We start from the raw sequence: 17265 nt of genomic DNA, 5'->3' as shown, positions 1-17265 counted from the left end.
AGCGGGGGAAAGGAGGGCGCAGCATTTGACCCCACCCCCGTCATTCCTGTGCTTGTCACAGGAATCCATGGCGCTAAAGTCTTAGGATGAAGCGCAAAGGCTACGTTTATATTCTCGCATCAAGGAAAAATGGCACGCTCTATACAGGCGTGACAAGTGATCTCGCGCGACGGCTTCTTGAACATGAACACGGGATTGGATCGCAATTTACCGCGAAATATAATGTTAAACGCTTGGTTTGGTATGAGGAATATGATCTCGTGACCACTGCTATCACGCGGGAGAAAACGATTAAGAAATGGCCACGGCAATGGAAAATAAATGCCATTGAAGAAATCAATCCGGATTGGAACAATCTAAAGTCTTGGCTTCTTTGACTACCATGTCAATCGCCTACATTACGCTATGGATTCCTGTGACAAGCACAGGAATGACGGAGGTTGGGGTTTTGCTCCCAGACCTTTAACCGCACTCTCCCTTCTCCCGCTGGCGGGAGAAGGTGGCCGAACGTAAGTGAGGTCGGATGAGGGCATACAATCAATTGCGTTGCTGAAATTAATTTGAGCACAATAGATTTTTTTACTTTAGCTCACTACCTAGCTTTAAGATTTTTGAAAAATAGATGCACATCGTCATCCAACTTCAACTCAGGTAACTTATGTACTGGCTTTATCCCAAAATTGATAATCTTGGCAGTTTCGGGACAATTAAAAAATCGCGTACGCAGTTCATTCAAATATCTAGTTTCAGGAATGTGAAAATTAGCCTTGGACTTATCTACCGACTTGAAAAGTGAGTGGGCGACTAGGTCTGCTATTTGCATGCTTGGCTTGTCACCTTTTGGTGACGTTCTTATTTTTAAATGATCTATTCTTCGAAGTAATTTGGTTTGTTCGTTGATCGGGTTCTCCTGGCATCTATTTATGAGTGTCATCAATGCTGAATAATTAAAATTGGCTTCCTCAAAAAATATACTGACATCGTCAGCTTCTATATCTTTCATTTTCAAAAAAAGACCTACTCGCTCCAGTAGATATTGAGCACATTTGTTGTAATATTTTGTACTATCACCTTCGATAGCTTGGCTGTACGCGCCTAAAGTTCTTTTTTCAGAAATCATGCCAAAGCATAGAAATTTCTCTTTTGCGATTGTCCTAGCATAGTACACTTTCTGTGGGTGGCTAAGTTCAGAGCAATGTAGATGTGATCTGTTCAAATCTTCTTGTATTCTAGCGAGGCGATCAGCGATTTTATTTTCATAGCTGGATGGTACTAAGCAGGCTCCTAAAGTCATGTAGGGGGTAGCGCCACCGCTAGTATCAGTTCGTACTTTGTTAATTCCGGCCTCACCACTTTCATCAATGTATAAGGTGTACTTCAAAGGCTATTTCCTAATGTAAAAAATACCCCACGCTGTGCATCCACAACGCGGGGCTGATAATTTAGTGTCGGGGGTTCAAATCCCTCTTCATAGGCGTATTACGAACAACCGCTCGTTGAGCCGCAAGTGTCACACTTCAAGCAGGTGCCATTTCTAACCATCGTGAAGTTAGAGCATTCCGAGCACATGTCGCCCGTATAGCCCTGCATGATGGATTTTGCGCGGCGGGTGTTTTCCAGCTTTTTGGCTTCGGCCGCTTCAAGCTTTGCTTCCGCATTGGCTTTGGCGACTTCATCCACTTTTTCTTTTTCAATCACCTCGTCATGCACTTCGGCTTGGAAGTCCGCATTGCGGTCCTCATAATCGCGTTTGAAGGCGGAAGCCTCTTCCTGCAATTCAAGCACTGGTGCTGTGGCAAGCGCAGCTTTGTTTTTTGCAGCGCTGGCAATCGCCGTTACACCTTTAGATGCGCTGCCTGCGGGTACATCGCCAGATGATTTTTTGCCGGAGACAACAGACAATTTGTGACCGCGTGTGAGGCCCGAAGACACCGCATCGGCTTTGCCGCTTGTGATGCCTTTGCCGAGTGTGGTCTGTTCAAATGCTGACTGGTCAACATGGGACAGGTCGTGGCGGCCAAGATAGGACACGGCCAGTTCGCGGAACACATAATCCAAAATGGATGTTGCGTTTTTGATCGCGTCGTTGCCCTGAACCATGCCCGCAGGTTCGAATTTGGTGAATACGAACGCATCCACATATTCTTCCAGCGGCACACCATATTGCAGGCCAAGCGACACGGAGATCGCGAAGTTGTTGATCAGCGCGCGCAGCGTTGAGCCTTCCTTGTTCATATCAAGGAAGATTTCACCAAGGCGGCCATCATCATATTCGCCCGTGCGCAAGAACACAGTGTGACCACCGATTTTTGCTTTTTGCGTGTAGCCCTTGCGGCGTGATGGTAGTTTTTCTTGATCGCGTGAGATTTTCTCGATGATGCGTTCGACGATTTTCTCTGTCACCTGAACGGCACGGGCCGCTGCTGGCGCTTCGATCAAATCTTCCATTGCATCTTCGTCGTCATCATCCTCAATCAGTGAAGCATTGAGCGGCTGTGACAGTTTAGAACCATCGCGGTAAAGCGCGTTGGCTTTTAGCGCCAATTTCCATGACAGAAGATAAGCGTCCTTACAGTCTTCAACAGAAGCCGAGTTTGGCATGTTGATGGTTTTAGAAATCGCACCAGAGATGAACGGCTGCGCCGCTGCCATCATACGGATGTGGCTTTCGACAGACAAATAACGCTTGCCGATTTTGCCGCACGGGTTGGCGCAGTCAAACACCGCATAATGTTCTTCTTTCAGGTGCGGGGCACCTTCCAGCGTCATGGCACCGCAAATGTGAATGTTGGCCGCTTCAATGTCTTTTTTGCTAAAGCCCATCGCAGACAGCATGTCGAATGAGAAATCATCGAGTTGCTCATCGGTAAAGCCGAGCGTTTCTTTGGCAAAATCTTCGCCGACAGTCCATTTGTTGAACACGAATTTAATATCGAAAGCAGCGCCAAGAGCGGCATTGATCATTTCGATTTTCTCGTCGGTAAAGCCTTTAGCTTTCAAGCTGCCTGGGTTGATTGCGGGGGCTTGGTTCATATTGCCATGACCAACCGCATAGGCTTCGATCTCGGCAATTTGTGCTTCTGTATATTCGAGTGTGCGAAGAGCCGCAGGCACAGCACGGTTGATGATTTTGAAGTAACCGCCACCGGCAAGTTTCTTGAATTTCACCAATGCGAAGTCTGGCTCGATACCTGTTGTATCGCAGTCCATGACAAGACCGATTGTGCCGGTTGGCGCAATCACGGTTGCTTGCGCGTTGCGGTAACCGTTCTTTTCACCAAGCTCGATCGCACGGTCCCATGCACGCATTGCCGCTTTTGGCAGGTCAGCATCTGGGCATTCTTCATGAACAAGCGGTACAGGATTAACGGCTAGTTCTTCATAGCCTTCTGATTTTCCGTAGGCCGCAAGGCGGTGGTTGCGCATAACGCGGGCCATGCTTTTAGCGTTTGGCTTGTAGCCCGGGAACGGACCAAGTTCGCCAGCCATTTCAGCGGATGTTGCATAGGACACGCCGGTCATGATTGCTGTGAGTGAACCACAGATCGCGCGGCCTTCTTTTGAGTCATAAGGAATACCCGATGACATGAGCAAGCCGCCAATATTTGCATAGCCAAGGCCAAGCGTGCGGTATTTGTAAGATAGTTCTGCGATTTCTTTTGACGGGAACTGCGCCATCATCACAGATATTTCGAGCACGATGGTCCACAGACGAACTGTGTGCTCATATTGCTCGATATTGATGTTCTTGGTGCCAGCGTCTTTGAACTGGAGCAAGTTGATAGAGGCCAAGTTACATGCCGTATCATCAAGGAACATATATTCTGAACACGGGTTTGATGCACGGATAGGACCAGCGGACGGGCAGGTGTGCCAGTCGTTCATTGTCGTGTTGTAGTGCAGACCCGGATCGGCAGAAGCCCAAGCGGCATAGCCAATTTTGTCCCATAGGTCGCGGGCTTTAAGCTGCTTGACCACAGAACCGTCGCGGCGTGCTGTCAGCTCCCAATCAGCGTCATCTTCAACAGCGCGCAGGAACCCATCTTTGATGGAAACCGAGTTGTTGGAGTTCTGGCCAGCAACTGTCAGATACGCTTCTGAATCCCAGTCAGTGTCATATGTTTTGAAGTGAAGATCGGTGTAGCCTTGCTTCGCAAATTGAATCACGCGAAGGGCGTAATTCTCTGGAACCAAAGCTTTTTTTGCCGCTTTAACTTCACGCTTAAGCGCAGGGTTCTTGTTTGGGTCAAAGCAGTCATCATTATCAGCCTGACAGTTTAGGCATGCTTTCATGATGAGCGAGAGGTGTTTTGAAACAACTTTCGAACCGGTTACAAGCGCTGCAACTTTCTGCTCTTCGTTCACTTTCCAGTCGATATAGGCTTCGATATCTGGGTGGTCGATATCAACCACAACCATTTTGGCTGCACGGCGTGTTGTGCCACCTGATTTAATGGCACCAGCTGCGCGGTCACCGATTTTCAAGAAGCTCATCAAGCCTGATGATTTGCCGCCGCCTGAAAGAGGCTCGTTTTCGCCGCGGATATAAGAGAAGTTTGAGCCAGTGCCTGAACCATATTTAAACAAACGCGCTTCGCGAACCCAAAGGTCCATGATGCCGCCTTCGTTTACAAGGTCGTCCTGCACAGACTGGATGAAACAAGCATGCGGCTGCGGATGCTCGTAAGATGATTTTGATTTTGTCAGTTTGTTGGTGAATGGGTCCACATAGAAGTGGCCTTGACCCGGACCGTCAATACCATAAGCCCAGTGAAGGCCCGTGTTGAACCATTGCGGTGAGTTGGGTGCAACGCGCTGTGTGCATAGCATATAAGACAATTCGTCCATGAAAGCTTGTGCGTCAGCTTCTGAATCGAAATAGCCGCCTTTCCAGCCCCAATATGTCCATGTGCCTGCAAGGCGTGTGAACACCTGACGCGCATCAAGCTCAGAAATATAACGTTCATCTTCAGGCAGTTCTGCCAAAGCTTCTTCGTCAGCTACAGAGCGCCAAAGAAACGATGGGACAGAGTTTTCCTCAACTCTCTTCAAGCGGGCAGGCACACCTGCTTTACGAAAGTATTTTTGAGCCAGAATATCAGCCGCAACTTGGCTGAACTGTTTTGGTACATCAATATCGGCTAGACGAAAGACGACAGAGCCGTCCGGGTTCTTGATTTCACTTGTTGCCTTGCGGAATTCTACTTCCGCATATGCTGATTGACCTTCTTTGGTGAACTGACGTTCGATGCGCATTGGTTTGTCCCTTTAGTGCCTTAAATCTATATCTAGTGTTTTCCACAGGCAGCCATTCAAGCGCACCTGTTTAACACATTACATTCACTGATTGTTTGGCACAGTGTTGCCGTGTCGCCGATCCCCAAGACAAAAGCGTATACCGGCGACTGGTATGCGCAAAACTCAAAATTACTATGGTTTGTTCCGAAATATGCGCTGCATATGAACTCGGCTCAAATACCTTATATGGTTGCTACGATGCCTGTAAACACTAAATATAGTGTTAATGAAACATTTTCACTGTCTTATTTTGACACGGCAAAAGTCGTGAAAAATTACTCGAATTGCCGTGCGAAAGACGTCTGAAACACACGGTTGTCGACTGAAACTCATCTAAAATTTGAAAATATCACCGGTAATCTAACCCCATCCAGCGATGTGACTTGCATCACATGAATGTCATAAAGCGCGACTCGCCCGCGACCGTCAAGCACTAGATTTAGGAAAATAGAAAAACACTACATATGGTGTGTGCGTTAACCTTATCTGACCTGTGGAAAAATGAATAACGGGGAAAAGTGTAAAACGGGGTTGCGAGATAGAGAAGGCCGGTAGCCTAAGGGTTTTACTGTAAATCGATATTTTGGACTTGAAATGCTGATGTGTGTTTGTTTTTCACGGCGTCACTGAAGATCGACCTTCTATCTCTCAATGATCCAGTCTGTGCTAAATGTATCGTGATTGGTGTGTCGGTGTGGCACTGACGAAGTGAGGTGAATTCAATGCGGTTATTAAGAACTCAATGTGTTGTTGCTGGCGGTGGTCCCGCTGGATTGATGACAGGTTACCTTTTGGCACGGCAGGGGGTTGAGGTTATTGTGCTGGAAAAGCATGCTGACTTCCTTCGTGATTTTCGCGGAGACACTGTTCATTCATCGACATTAGAGCTTTTCCATGAATTGGGTATCTTGGATGAATTGCTCACTCGCCCTCATCAAAAAATCCGCGAAGCATTGATAACAATTTCTGGGCAAGATTTTAAAGTTGCTGATTTTGGCAAACTACCCACGCAGTGCAAGTATATCGCTATGATGCCGCAATGGGATTTTCTCAATTGTTTGGCTGTTGCCGCGCGTAAGTACCCTAACTTTAAACTTCTCCAATCCACAAAAGCCGAAAGCTTGATTGAAAAAGAGGGGAAAATTATTGGCGTGAAAGCAAGTGATAAGGATGGATTATTTACCATCCAGGCGGACCTTACAGTTGGAGCTGATGGACGGGATTCTAAGTTGCGCGATGCTTCTGGCCTTGAAGTTGAAGATCGCGGTGCGCCGATTGATGTATTTTGGATGCGGTTACCCAGAACGTCAACAAAGGAAACTGAGTCATTAGGGCAGGTCGGTGCTGCTGGATTTCTTGTTCAGCTCAATCGCGGTGATTATTGGCAATGCGCCTTGCCATTCCAAAAAGGGGCAGCGGATGTTATTCGCGCCGAGGGACTTGAAGCGTTTCGTCAAAGAATTTCTGCTATTGCACCAGAGTTATCAGAAGCAGCTTTAGTCTTGACCTCATGGGAGCAAGTCAAATTGCTGACAGTGCAGGTCAACCGCCTCAAAACATGGTGGCGTGATGGGTTCTTGTGTATTGGCGATGCAGCACACGCTATGTCTCCATTGGGCGGCGTTGGCATTAATCTTGCCATACAAGATGCTGTTGCTGCTGCGCGTATTTTAGGGCCAGCTCTTCTAACCGATACAACTGACACCAAACATCTTGCTCAAGTACAAAAGCGTCGCGTTTGGCCTGCAAATATAACTCAAAAGGCACAAATTTTGGCTCATAAGTATGTTCTGGTGCCCGCAATTAATACGAAAACCGCGCCACGACCGCCTTTTGTGATCAGATTGCTTAATAAGTTCTCTGTTCTGAGAGGTATTCCAGCACGTGCTGTGGGCATAGGGTTGCGACCTGAACATTGGCAAGAACCGGACTAAAGCGACGTCAGCTTTTGCGCGCAGCCGCTTATGATTTATTCAAATGGCGTAACATTTCGTGACTTCTAAAATTGAACTCTTAGCGCCTAACAGCGTTGTTAAGTTACAATCGAAAAGGAGTTGGCTATGAGAGAATCTGCAAAAAGAATCCATCCTGATGTTCAACGAGTTATTGACAATCAAAGCTTGTCGAACGGCGACAAGATTGCTGAACTCAAGAAAATTTATGAAGATGAGCGTGCAATCCAAAGAGCGGCTACCGAAAGCCCAATGGCGGAGGATGACGGTCTCAATGATCGTCTTCATGATGTTGAGCTAGCACTTGAGGAACTTGAGGCAGATGTAAAGGGGCCCGAAGATAACTTGGGTGCTACGCTTTAGTCTTATAAATTGATATTTCTGCGCGTGAGCATTGTCGCTCTTTGATATACATTAATGAAACGGCCAAAAAGGATTGCGTAGGCAATCGCGATTTGGCCGTTTTAAATTTGAATGCTATTGCGCTTCGTTTTCCAGCTTATCTTGCGTTTTGTTTTCAAAGTCGCTGACATCGTGGCGTTCACGCAATTGGGTGTTTAGTTCACCCCAAGAACGGTTGACCATTTTTCCGCGCTTCACGGCTTCACGGCTTGCAATCAATTTTGCCCAGCGCACGAGGTTCTTATAGCCAGCAGCCTCAAGGAAAGTTGCAGCATCATCGTAGATCGTGCCTTCAACAACAGCGCCATACCAAGGCCAGATCGCCATGTCGGCAATCGTGTATTCTTCGCCGGCAATATAAGTGTTGTTTTCAAGCTGTTTGTCGAGCACATCAAGCTGACGCTTGGCTTCCATCGTAAATCGATCGATAGCATATTCTATCTTGTGCGGTGCATAGGCGTAAAAATGGCCAAAACCACCGCCTAGATAAGGCGCAGAACCTTGCAGCCAGAAAAGCCAGTTGAGAGCCTCTGTGCGTTTTGCTGGTTCGGTTGGCAAAAATGCACCAAATTTTTCAGCAAGATAAAGCAGGATCGCGCCAGATTCAAAAACACGGGTTGGCGTGTCTGTCGAATGGTCCATCAATGCTGGGATTTTTGAATTCGGGTTAACGCCGACAAAACCTGAGCCGAACTGATCGCCTTCCTGAATATTGATTAGGTAAGCATCATATTCTGCCTTGCTATGGCCTGCTGCGAGCAGTTCTTCGAACATGATCGTGACTTTGATGCCATTAGGCGTCGCGAGCGAGTAAAGTTGAAAAGGGTGTTTGCCAACGGGCAATTCTTTTTCGTGTGTGCTGCCAGAAATCGGGCGGTTAATGTTGGCAAATTTGCCGCCATTACCTGGTTCCCATTTCCAGATTTTCGGTGGTGTATATTCGCTTGCGTCTGACATGGAAACCTCATTGTTTTAAATTGGATAACGTATGTAAGAGAAACATAATGCGATTCAAGCAATGCACGTTTTAGTGATCGCTTTTGCAGGTGCTGTGATCGCCCAACGCTTCTAATACTTTGCAATGGCCAACGGTGTCGCTGTCACAATTTTGCGTAATTCGGGTCAATTCCAAGCTTAATTGCTGCAATTGCGTAATTTTACGTGCCAAATCTTTCAAATGCTGATTGGCTATGAGATGGGCTTCATCACAAGGCATGTCTGGATTGGCATTTAATATAAGCAAATCTTTGATCGCATCTATGGAAAGTCCCAAATCGCGCGCATGGCGAATGAAGGTCAGTCTGTCCAGCACTTCAGGCTCATATCGGCGTTGGTTGCCTTCTGAACGGTGAGGCGGATCGATCAGTCCGATACTCTCATAATAGCGAATAGTGGGAACCTTTACGCCGACTTTGGATGATAATTGACCGATAGAAAACATTTTTAAAAATACCGCTTGAACCTCTAGTCACTAGAGCAATTACATAATTAGTCACCTAATTCAATGGAGACTAAAATGCCAGGCTGTAATCATTGCCACGATCAATCTACATTTGACGGTATGTCGGATAAGTATAAACGCCGTTTATGGATGGTGATTTTCCTCAATGCAGGAATGTTTATTGTCGAAATTTTCGGTGGTGCATTTGCCAACTCAAAAGCACTTCAAGCCGATGCGCTCGATTTTCTAGGTGATGCAACCACCTATGGCTTGTCCCTATATGTCATTGGCATGAGTATCACGGCGAGATCCAGAGCCGCTATGCTGAAAGGCATAAGCCTGTTTGTAATGGGGCTTTGGGTTTTTGGTTCAACGGCTTATTCGTTTTGGACTGATACTTTGCCGGTGGCCGAACTCATGGGCGGTATTGGATTTATGGCGCTTGCTGCAAACCTTTTGAGTGTTTTTCTTTTGGTCAATTTTAAAGATGGCGATGCCAATGTGCGCTCGGTTTGGCTGTGTTCGCGCAATGATGCTATTGGCAATGTTGCGGTCATGCTTGCTGCTGTCGCAGTTTGGTTCTTGGGTAGCCGATGGCCGGACCTTATTGTCGCAATAATGATGGCAGGTCTGTTTTTGAGTTCTGCTTGGCAGATATTGACGCAGGCTCTGCGGGAGAAAAAAATACTCACCGCATAGTCAGGTTTGGTATTTTAAAACACCAAAAGGCAAGCACGCGTTTCATGCAGTGCTTGCCTAAGGCTCTTTAAGTTCTAGCCTTTGTGGTCTTCGGCGATTGGCTTTTGGTATGTAAAGCCCATATCCCAAGGGAAATAAATCCACGTATCTTGGCTGACCTCAGTGATAAAAGTATCAACAAGCGGCATGCCTTTAGGCTTGGCATACACTGTCGCAAAATGCGCTTTAGGCATCATCGCACGTACAAGACCTGCCGTTTTACCCGTATCGGTCAAATCGTCGATAATCAGAATGCCTTCGCCTTCTTGCTCAAGAAGTTCAGGAGATATCTCTTTCAACACATAGATTTCACCCTGATTTTCGTAATCATGGTAACTGGCGACGGATACGGTTTCTATGACGCGAATACCGAGCTCACGGCTGATAACAGCAGCAGGCACAAGACCGCCGCGCGTAATGCAGACAATGGCTTTCCATTCTTTGGATACATTGGCAACGCGCCACGCTAATGCGCGTGCATCGCGGTGGAACTGGTCCCAAGAAACGGGAAATGCTTTTTCAGGTAGGGACATGGCTAGACTCCAAAATGTTTGGAGTTCGCTTAGCGGTATTCTTTCGTAGAGGCAAATGTTTGCGACTACGAAGCTGTGAGTTTTGGCTATTTCGCCTGTTAAGCTGCGATGCTTTGCTTACTCGATTCAGTGTTCTTGCGTGCAGGGCTAGCTATTTTCGATCCTGCTTTGAATTCAAATAGTGGATTAATCGGAATTTCGTGCTCTGCGATCGACTTAATAAGCTTATCAAATGTCCAGTCAGCCAGTGGGTTGATTTGTAACACACCGCGGTCATCGTCCCATTTTGCAAACTCTATGGATTTATTTGCGCTCAATTGTTCGTTGCGCAAACCGGAAATCCACACATCGCTTGCAACAGCCTTAACGGCAGGAATGTCGATGTCATATTGCTCGGCAGTGATGGAGCGCAAAGTCTGCGCATTCTCTAATAGCAAACCATTTAAGGTTGTTACGATTTTCAAACGGTTGCCGTGATTGATAATCGCCCACGCGATCAATTGATCTTCGGTACTGAAATTTGTCGGAAATATTGCCTTGGGGAATTTCTTTGCGATAAGTGCAACGCGCTCATCCAATGGAAGCGCTGCAAATTCATCATTCAGTGCTTTGGCTAGTCGAACATAGTTCATGAGAACATTCCTTGTGGCTATGCCTAGAATGTTCAAAAAACGAGACTTTTAAAAGAAACGAGAATCTATAAATCAGCTCAATGTTAGAATGGAGCTTCTGGCTTTAAGCGTTTTGCAATTTTGAGAGCATGATTTTAATGTCCTCAAGGGCGCTATCAAGGGAAGCTTCATTGGCACTGCGCACAACCAGCTCTGTTGAAAAATTACCATCCTCATAGCGCGGGTATGATCCGATCACCGTATCGGGGTGGTTTTTCTGCACCTCGCCAAGCGGTGCGCCAATGGTTCCTTCGCCTAAATCTGAAAGCACTGATTTGGACAAGAGTTTGCGGCCTGTACGCAATGAATGAACGACATGATCCAACATGGCTTGGAAAATTGACGGAACGCCTGCCATGACATGCACATTGCCAACCACGAAGCCGGGGGCTTTTGATATCGGATTATCAATGTGGTGCGCGCCTTCTGGCATACGGGCCATACGCTTGCGAGATTCAGTAAACTCAATGCCGCGGTTTTTATAATGCTCGGCCAGAATTTTTAAGGCTTGATCATCATAATCACAGGGCAGGCCAAAGGCTGCTGCTATGGCGTCTGCGGTAATATCATCATGGGTCGGGCCTATGCCGCCGGACGTGAACACATAGGTATTGCGTTCGCGCAGCTGGTTGACCGCTTCGATAATGGCATCTTGGTCATCAGATACAAAGCGTACTTCTTTAAGATCAATGCCAATTGCAGTCATGATGGACGCTAAATGGCCAGCATTGGTGTCGCGTGTACGCCCTGACAGAATTTCATCGCCGATCACCACCATAGCGGCGGAAACAACATCAAAATTTTCGTCATTTTCTTTGGTCATGGTCTGCTGCTTGCCGGTTCGTTAGCGTGACATTGGTGTACCTGCTAATGTAGCGGCTTTTTACAGTATGAGGAGGGGGTAATTCCAAAATTGTGAAATGAGTTTAGCGCAGCCTTACGCGCGCAGCGAAATGTGATGCTGCGTGCGTCATTTTTATACAGTCTTTGTCTTAGTTGATCGTGTCGCTATTCTTGTCGAATTTGAACATTTTATCACGGTCAAAATGGAGCGAAATATCGCTTCCCACTTCTGTGTCATGTTGCCCAAATAGGCGAATGCAGATGAGGCCAGCATCAGCACAATCAGCATATATATTGGTGTCGCTGCCCAGTTTCTCGATATGAGAAACTTTGCCTGTTAGGTCTGCTTTAGCACCGTCAATCAAAATGTTTTCAGGGCGTATACCGATGGTTTCAGCATCGTCGATTTTAAGGCAGCTTGCAGGAATAAAGTTCATTTGCGGCGAACCGATGAATCCAGCGACGAATTTGTTTTTAGGTTCGTTATACAATTCCATCGGCGTGCCGACTTGCTCAATCACACCATTATTGAGAACGACGATGCGATCAGCCAATGTCATGGCTTCTGTCTGATCATGCGTTACATAAACCATCGTGGCGGATAATTGCCTGTGAAGGCTTGCGATTTCGAGACGTGTGTTAACGCGCAGTGCTGCGTCCAAGTTCGAAAGCGGCTCATCAAAAAGGAAGAGCTTTGGTTGGCGAACAATGGCACGGCCAATCGCAACACGCTGGCGCTGCCCACCCGATAATTCAGCAGGACGGCGATCAAGATAATCATCAAGCGATAGCATGGACGATGCAAAGCCAACGCGTTTTTCAATCAACTCTTTGGGACGTTTTGCTTGCTTTAGCCCTAAGCTCATATTGTCTTTGACCGTGAGGTGCGGATAAAGCGCATAGGTTTGGAAAACCATTGAAATGCCGCGCATTGAGGGTGATTGTCCGTTGACCGGATCGCCATCAATTTCAATGCTGCCAGTGCTTTCGGTTTCAAGACCGGCAATAATTCTAAGCAGTGTTGATTTTCCGCAGCCAGAAGGGCCGACGAAAATCACCAATTCGCCATCCTTTACATCAAGATCAATGCCTTTGATGACTTCGACATTGCCGAAAGATTTACGAATGTTTTTGAGCGATAATGATCCCAAAACGAGTCCCCAATACTAAAATGTAATTTCTTTGTTGGTGCGGATGCTTTCATCCGCAGCCAGACACACTGCTAAGGATTTTACTGCGTTTTCCATGTGCTCGGTTAAATCCACATCATTGCGGATTGCATCCAGCACAAATTGCTGTTCAAGCACGCATAATTCGTCATGCGAAATATCGGCATTGGTGGATAGAAGCGTATCTTCGCTTTTCACAAACTCTCCCTGCGCATCCGTTTCTGAATCATGGATACGTATGGTTGAAGCCTTGGTGTGATTATCAATGTCATCAGATTGCATATCATCGGATACGACGATCGAAACCGAACCATTTGGCGAAATAACATCTTTCACGAAGAAGGCCGTTTGAGACATCATTGGGCCCCATCCAGCTTCATACCAGCCAATAGATCCGTCTTTGAATGTGACTTGGAAATGACCGTAATTATACATGTCTTCGGCAATTTCATCGCTTAAACGAAGACCGATGCCGCGCACTGATACTGGATCTGAATTTGCAATCTGGCACATCACATCGACATAATGGACGCCGCAATCAACGATAGGCGAGGTGGTTTCCATAAGTCTTTTATGGGTTTTCCAAGTATCGCCCGATGATTGCTGGTTGAGGTTCAAGCGGAACACGAATGGGCCGCCGAGCTCACGAGCTTTATCAACAAAAGTAATCCATGACGGATGATGGCGCAGGATATAGCCAACAACGAGTTTGCGGCCTAACTTTTTGGCAACAGACACTACTTTTTGTGCTTCGGATACAGTATTGGCAAGTGGCTTTTCAACAAAGACATCGCACCCTGCTTCCATCGCTGCGATAGCATAATCTGCATGGGTGTCTGAGTAGGTATTGATAGAGACCAGATCAGGTTTGTATTTTTTCAATGCGGCAGGGTATGATTTTTCAAACTCATAGCCTTGCAAATCAGCAGGCAAATCTCTTTCGGATCGATTGACCAAAGCGACAATCTCATAACCATCATTGTGATGATACGCTAGAGCATGGCTCAGGCCCATATTGCCGAGGCCGACAACGAGAACGCGCACTTTATTGGTAGACTTATTCATTTAACTGCACCTGCTGTAATACCCTTAATGAGCTGTCTGGAGAAGATGAGATACAAGACCAGCACCGGAATAATTGCCAATGACAAGGAAGCGAGAACGGCATTCCAATCGGTTACGAATTGGCCAATGAAAACCTGCGCGCCGAGCGTGATTGTTTTAGTTTCTTCGGCTGGCGCGAGGATGAGTGGGAACCACAGATCGTTCCAGATAGGGATCATGGTGAACACGGCAACCGTTGCTAAAGCTGGCCGGATGAGCGGCAAAACAAGAACGCCGAAAATAGTGTATTCGGTTAGCCCGTCAATTCGCCCCGCATTTTTAAGGTCATCTGAAATGCCTTGCATAAATTCGGACAGAATAAAGACTGCAAGCGGCAAGCCTTGCGCTGTGTAAACCAAAATGAGGGCTGTCAGCGTGTTCACGAGACCTGATGCGACCATCATTTCTAGAATGGCAACTGTGCCAAGGCGGATCGGAATCATGATGCCGATTGCTAGATAGAGACCTGTCAGCAAATTACCGCGAAAGCGATATTCAGACAAAGCAAAAGCGGCCATTGCGCCAAACAGCAAAACCATAGTGAGTGAGGCAACGGTCACGATCAGGCTGTTCTGAAAATAGAGAACAAAATCGCCCTGTTTAAGAACGGTCTCATAGCCCTTCAAGCTGAATGATTCAGCGTTCGGCAGGGATAAAGGTTCTCTGAAAATCGCATTGCGAGACTTGAAGGAATTGATAACAATCACAAACACAGGGAAGAGGGCGATGAGCGTGTACGTAATAAGAATTGCGTGCGCGGCGATCGCTCTGAATGTTACCTGCGAACGGGCAGTTCTTTGGATATCAACGGACATGTTTTGGCTTCCTAAAACTGGTATCGGCGAAGGCGCGTTTGAATACCAAAGAGGTATATCGATACGCCGATAAGAATGATGATAAACATGATCGAGGCGATTGCGGAGCCCATATTAGGGTCGCCCAATTGCAGCTGAAATCCGAAGAATGTTCTGAACATAAATGTGCCAAGTACATCGGTTCCGAAATTTGGACCAGCCAGCGCACCTTGGACTGAATATATCAAGTCGAATGCATTGAAATTACCTACGAAAGTCAAAATCGAGATAATGCCGATTGATGGCAAAATGAGCGGCAGTTTGATTTTCCAAAATTGTGAAATTCCGGTTACACCATCACATTCGGCGGCTTCTAAAATTTCATCTGGTATGGACAGCATGGCTGCGTAAATCAGCATCATTGGAATGCCAACAAATTGCCAAACGGAAATCAGCGCAAGCGTGGTGAGGGCGTATTCTTCTTTGCCAAGCCAGGGTGTGAACAGGCTTTTCAAACCAATTACATCCAGCATGCTTGGTGCAACACCCCAAATAGGGCTCAAAATCAGTTTCCACGCAAAGCCAACAATCACAAAGGAAAGGATTGTCGGGATAAAAATTGATGTACGATAGAAAGCCTTCATGCGTAGCTTGTTGCTGCTGAGTAGCGCTGCAAGCAAAATGCCGATTGGGTTTTGAACCAGCATGTGAATGACAAAGAACCACGTATTATTGAGCAGAGCGTTCCAGAACTGTTGAGACCAATGCTGGTCGCCCAAAAGGGTTTTAAAATTGGCAAGGCCAACAAAAACCTGCTCACCGTCAATATCACTGAATAAGGAAAGCTGGATCGTTCCAAGCAATGGAATGACCATAACGGCCGTGTAAATCAAAAAAGCTGGAGCAAGAAAGACTGGTATATGCCAACGGATTGGAGGCTTGCTGATCGGTTTTTGCATGAGTTTTTCCAGCTTGTTGAATGGCGTGAAGCGGGCCGCACGAAATGTGCGGCCCACAATCATATTAAATACTTATTTTTGTGGATCGTACCAAGATGCAAGGCCATCTTGTAAACGCTTGCCAGCTTCTTCAGGTGTTTCTGCACCTTTGATAACGGACACAGATGCGTTCCAAGTTTCGTTTTCGAGGTTTGGTGTGCCGCGTGACAAAATCTGGTATGTTGAGCGGATTGTTGGCTCGCATTTTTCACGCCAAGAAATGAATTCCTGTGCAAGTGGGTCTTCCATTTTTACAGCTGTTTTAGACAGCGGGAAGAAGCCAGGAAGTGAATTGGCATATAGGCTTGCGAATTCTTCCGAACCAACCCAGTTCAAAAATGCTTTTGCCGCTTCTGGGTGTTTCGTGTTTGCATTCATGCCAATGCCGATATCGGTATGGTCAGAAATGTAACATGTATCACCTTCATTCGGCACAGGCGGGTTGAATGCACCCATTTTGAATTGTGCGTTTGTGTTGAAGCCCGAAATTTCCCAAGAGCCTGCTGGGTAAACAGCTGCTCGGCCAAGCGTGAAGAGGTTTTGGCTGTCAGGGTAAGTTTGCGCTTCAAAACCGTCGCCAAGGTAATCTTTCCATTTTGCCAGCTGGCGGAATGGAGCAATCCAAGGCTCATCGGTAAGTTTTTGCTCGCCTTTAATCAAAGCGTTGCGGCCTTCTTCGCCTTTCCAGTAGTTTGGACCAACATTGTTGTAGCCCATTGTTGCGGCTTCCCACTGGTCGTTCGTGCCCATAGCAAGTGGAATGTAGTTGCCTTTTTCTTTGATCGCATCGAGCGCTGCAAAGAATTCAGCTTCGGTCTCAGGCACTTCTACGCCTGCATCTTCAAATGCTTCTACATTGTAAATGAAGCCATGAATAACAGACGCCATTGGTACGCAGAACGGCGTTGAACCGTCGTCTGTGATCCATGCTGATTTGGCAACGTCTGAGAAGTTGTTCATGCCTTCTAGGTCAGTAAGAGGTGCAAGGTGGTTCGCTTCAAACAGAGATAATGACGCATCAAATGGGCGGCATGTGATGAGGTCGCCAGCTGAACCTGCTTCAAGCTTTGAGTTTAAAACCGCATTGTATTCAGCAGGGGCTGATGGGGTAAACTTTAGCTTGATGTTTGGGTGCTTTGCTTCAAACGCTGGAATGATTTTGTCTTGCCAGATTGACAAGTCGTCATTGCGCCAGCTTTCAATAGTCAATGTAGCGTCCTGAGCATATGACAAGCCTGCGCTGCCAAATACTGTCGATGCAACCAAAATTGCCTTGAACGATTTGTGTTTCATTTGCTTACTCCCTGTTGATGCATAAGATT

Annotated in this window: 16 protein-coding genes; 4 read left to right on the top strand and 12 right to left on the bottom strand. The window is 46.7% G+C overall.

The features are described from left to right. Positions 1-86: 86 nt before the first annotated feature. Positions 87-377: a GIY-YIG nuclease family protein gene (locus C504_RS0104500; RefSeq protein WP_018688111.1), complete on the top strand. Its 291-nt coding sequence runs from the start codon at positions 87-89 to the stop codon at positions 375-377. 215 nt (positions 378-592) lie between these two features. Here C504_RS0104500 and C504_RS0104495 read toward each other — a convergent pair whose 3' ends face one another. Both C504_RS0104495 and C504_RS0104490 read right to left on the bottom strand, forming a co-directional pair. Continuing rightward, positions 593-1381: a DUF3800 domain-containing protein gene (locus C504_RS0104495; protein ID WP_018688110.1), complete on the bottom strand. Its 789-nt coding sequence runs from the start codon at positions 1379-1381 to the stop codon at positions 593-595. Between the two features lie 98 nt (positions 1382-1479). Continuing rightward, positions 1480-5256 carry a vitamin B12-dependent ribonucleotide reductase gene (locus tag C504_RS0104490; RefSeq protein ID WP_018688109.1) on the bottom strand — a complete coding sequence of 1259 codons (3777 nt, stop codon included), beginning with the start codon at positions 5254-5256 and terminating at the stop codon, positions 1480-1482. Between the two features lie 764 nt (positions 5257-6020). Here C504_RS0104490 and C504_RS0104485 point away from each other — a divergent pair. Beyond that, positions 6021-7232 carry an FAD-dependent oxidoreductase gene (locus C504_RS0104485; protein WP_018688108.1) on the top strand — a complete coding sequence of 404 codons (1212 nt, stop codon included), beginning with the start codon at positions 6021-6023 and terminating at the stop codon, positions 7230-7232. 126 nt (positions 7233-7358) lie between these two features. Then, entirely contained in the window at positions 7359-7613 is a 255-nt protein-coding gene (locus tag C504_RS0104480; protein WP_018688107.1) for a hypothetical protein, read from the top strand. Positions 7614-7727: 114 nt separating this feature from the next. On the opposite strand, the gene yghU is transcribed toward C504_RS0104480, so the two are convergent. Both yghU and C504_RS0104470 read right to left on the bottom strand, forming a co-directional pair. Beyond that, positions 7728-8609, bottom strand: a complete 882-nt coding sequence (yghU, locus tag C504_RS0104475; RefSeq protein ID WP_018688106.1) for a glutathione-dependent disulfide-bond oxidoreductase — start codon at positions 8607-8609, stop codon at positions 7728-7730. A gap of 70 nt (positions 8610-8679) precedes the next feature. Beyond that, positions 8680-9093, bottom strand: coding sequence for a MerR family transcriptional regulator (locus C504_RS0104470; protein WP_018688105.1), 414 nt, complete (start codon positions 9091-9093; stop codon positions 8680-8682). Between the two features lie 75 nt (positions 9094-9168). Here C504_RS0104470 and C504_RS0104465 point away from each other — a divergent pair, with 75 nt between their 5' ends. Continuing rightward, positions 9169-9792 carry a cation efflux transmembrane domain-containing protein gene (locus C504_RS0104465; RefSeq protein ID WP_018688104.1) on the top strand — a complete coding sequence of 208 codons (624 nt, stop codon included), beginning with the start codon at positions 9169-9171 and terminating at the stop codon, positions 9790-9792. A 74-nt stretch (positions 9793-9866) separates the two neighbouring features. Here the strand turns inward: C504_RS0104465 and gpt are convergent, their stop codons facing one another. The 8 genes from gpt to C504_RS0104425 all read right to left on the bottom strand — a co-directional run bounded on the left by gpt (position 9867) and on the right by C504_RS0104425 (position 17236). Beyond that, positions 9867-10364 (bottom strand): xanthine phosphoribosyltransferase, encoded by a 498-nt coding sequence (gpt, locus tag C504_RS0104460; RefSeq protein ID WP_018688103.1) that lies wholly within the window; start codon positions 10362-10364, stop codon positions 9867-9869. Between the two features lie 98 nt (positions 10365-10462). Further along, positions 10463-10996: a phosphoadenosine phosphosulfate reductase domain-containing protein gene (locus C504_RS0104455; RefSeq protein WP_018688102.1), complete on the bottom strand. Its 534-nt coding sequence runs from the start codon at positions 10994-10996 to the stop codon at positions 10463-10465. A 103-nt stretch (positions 10997-11099) separates the two neighbouring features. Then, the gene (locus C504_RS0104450; RefSeq protein ID WP_018688101.1) at positions 11100-11858 is read right to left on the bottom strand and encodes a competence/damage-inducible protein A; all 759 of its coding nucleotides are present in this window, start codon (positions 11856-11858) and stop codon (positions 11100-11102) included. Between the two features lie 169 nt (positions 11859-12027). Beyond that, positions 12028-13029, bottom strand: a complete 1002-nt coding sequence (locus C504_RS0104445) for an ABC transporter ATP-binding protein (protein WP_018688100.1) — start codon at positions 13027-13029, stop codon at positions 12028-12030. A gap of 15 nt (positions 13030-13044) precedes the next feature. Then, positions 13045-14112, bottom strand: a complete 1068-nt coding sequence (locus C504_RS0104440) for a Gfo/Idh/MocA family protein (RefSeq protein WP_018688099.1) — start codon at positions 14110-14112, stop codon at positions 13045-13047. Beyond that, positions 14109-14966 (bottom strand): carbohydrate ABC transporter permease, encoded by an 858-nt coding sequence (locus C504_RS0104435; RefSeq protein ID WP_018688098.1) that lies wholly within the window; start codon positions 14964-14966, stop codon positions 14109-14111. The genes C504_RS0104440 and C504_RS0104435 overlap by 4 nt, the downstream gene beginning before the upstream one ends. A gap of 11 nt (positions 14967-14977) precedes the next feature. After that, the gene (locus tag C504_RS0104430; protein ID WP_041951579.1) at positions 14978-15904 is read right to left on the bottom strand and encodes a carbohydrate ABC transporter permease; all 927 of its coding nucleotides are present in this window, start codon (positions 15902-15904) and stop codon (positions 14978-14980) included. Between the two features lie 72 nt (positions 15905-15976). Then, entirely contained in the window at positions 15977-17236 is a 1260-nt protein-coding gene (locus C504_RS0104425; RefSeq protein WP_018688096.1) for an ABC transporter substrate-binding protein, read from the bottom strand. Between the last annotated feature and the right edge of the window lie 29 nt (positions 17237-17265).

The sequence above is a fragment of the Ahrensia kielensis DSM 5890 genome (assembly GCF_000374465.1).
Taxonomy (GTDB): Bacteria; Pseudomonadota; Alphaproteobacteria; order Rhizobiales; family Rhizobiaceae; genus Ahrensia; species Ahrensia kielensis.
This window is presented reverse-complemented; position numbering and strand designations above follow the sequence as displayed.

Bases quoted from the DNA above. Each gene is read 5' to 3' on its own strand.
- C504_RS0104425 (WP_018688096.1), bottom strand. From the start codon at position 17,236: ATGAAACACAAATCGTTCAAGGCAATTTTGGTTGCATCGACAGTATTT.
- C504_RS0104470 (WP_018688105.1), bottom strand. From the start codon at position 9,093: ATGTTTTCTATCGGTCAATTATCATCCAAAGTCGGCGTAAAGGTTCCC.
- C504_RS0104430 (WP_041951579.1), bottom strand. From the start codon at position 15,904: ATGCAAAAACCGATCAGCAAGCCTCCAATCCGTTGGCATATACCAGTC.
- C504_RS0104435 (WP_018688098.1), bottom strand. From the start codon at position 14,966: ATGTCCGTTGATATCCAAAGAACTGCCCGTTCGCAGGTAACATTCAGA.
- C504_RS0104490 (WP_018688109.1), bottom strand. From the start codon at position 5,256: ATGCGCATCGAACGTCAGTTCACCAAAGAAGGTCAATCAGCATATGCG.
- C504_RS0104500 (WP_018688111.1), top strand. From the start codon at position 87: ATGAAGCGCAAAGGCTACGTTTATATTCTCGCATCAAGGAAAAATGGC.
- C504_RS0104455 (WP_018688102.1), bottom strand. From the start codon at position 10,996: ATGAACTATGTTCGACTAGCCAAAGCACTGAATGATGAATTTGCAGCG.
- yghU (WP_018688106.1), bottom strand. From the start codon at position 8,609: ATGTCAGACGCAAGCGAATATACACCACCGAAAATCTGGAAATGGGAA.
- C504_RS0104485 (WP_018688108.1), top strand. From the start codon at position 6,021: ATGCGGTTATTAAGAACTCAATGTGTTGTTGCTGGCGGTGGTCCCGCT.
- C504_RS0104480 (WP_018688107.1), top strand. From the start codon at position 7,359: ATGAGAGAATCTGCAAAAAGAATCCATCCTGATGTTCAACGAGTTATT.
- C504_RS0104440 (WP_018688099.1), bottom strand. From the start codon at position 14,112: ATGAATAAGTCTACCAATAAAGTGCGCGTTCTCGTTGTCGGCCTCGGC.
- gpt (WP_018688103.1), bottom strand. From the start codon at position 10,364: ATGTCCCTACCTGAAAAAGCATTTCCCGTTTCTTGGGACCAGTTCCAC.
- C504_RS0104450 (WP_018688101.1), bottom strand. From the start codon at position 11,858: ATGACCAAAGAAAATGACGAAAATTTTGATGTTGTTTCCGCCGCTATG.
- C504_RS0104465 (WP_018688104.1), top strand. From the start codon at position 9,169: ATGCCAGGCTGTAATCATTGCCACGATCAATCTACATTTGACGGTATG.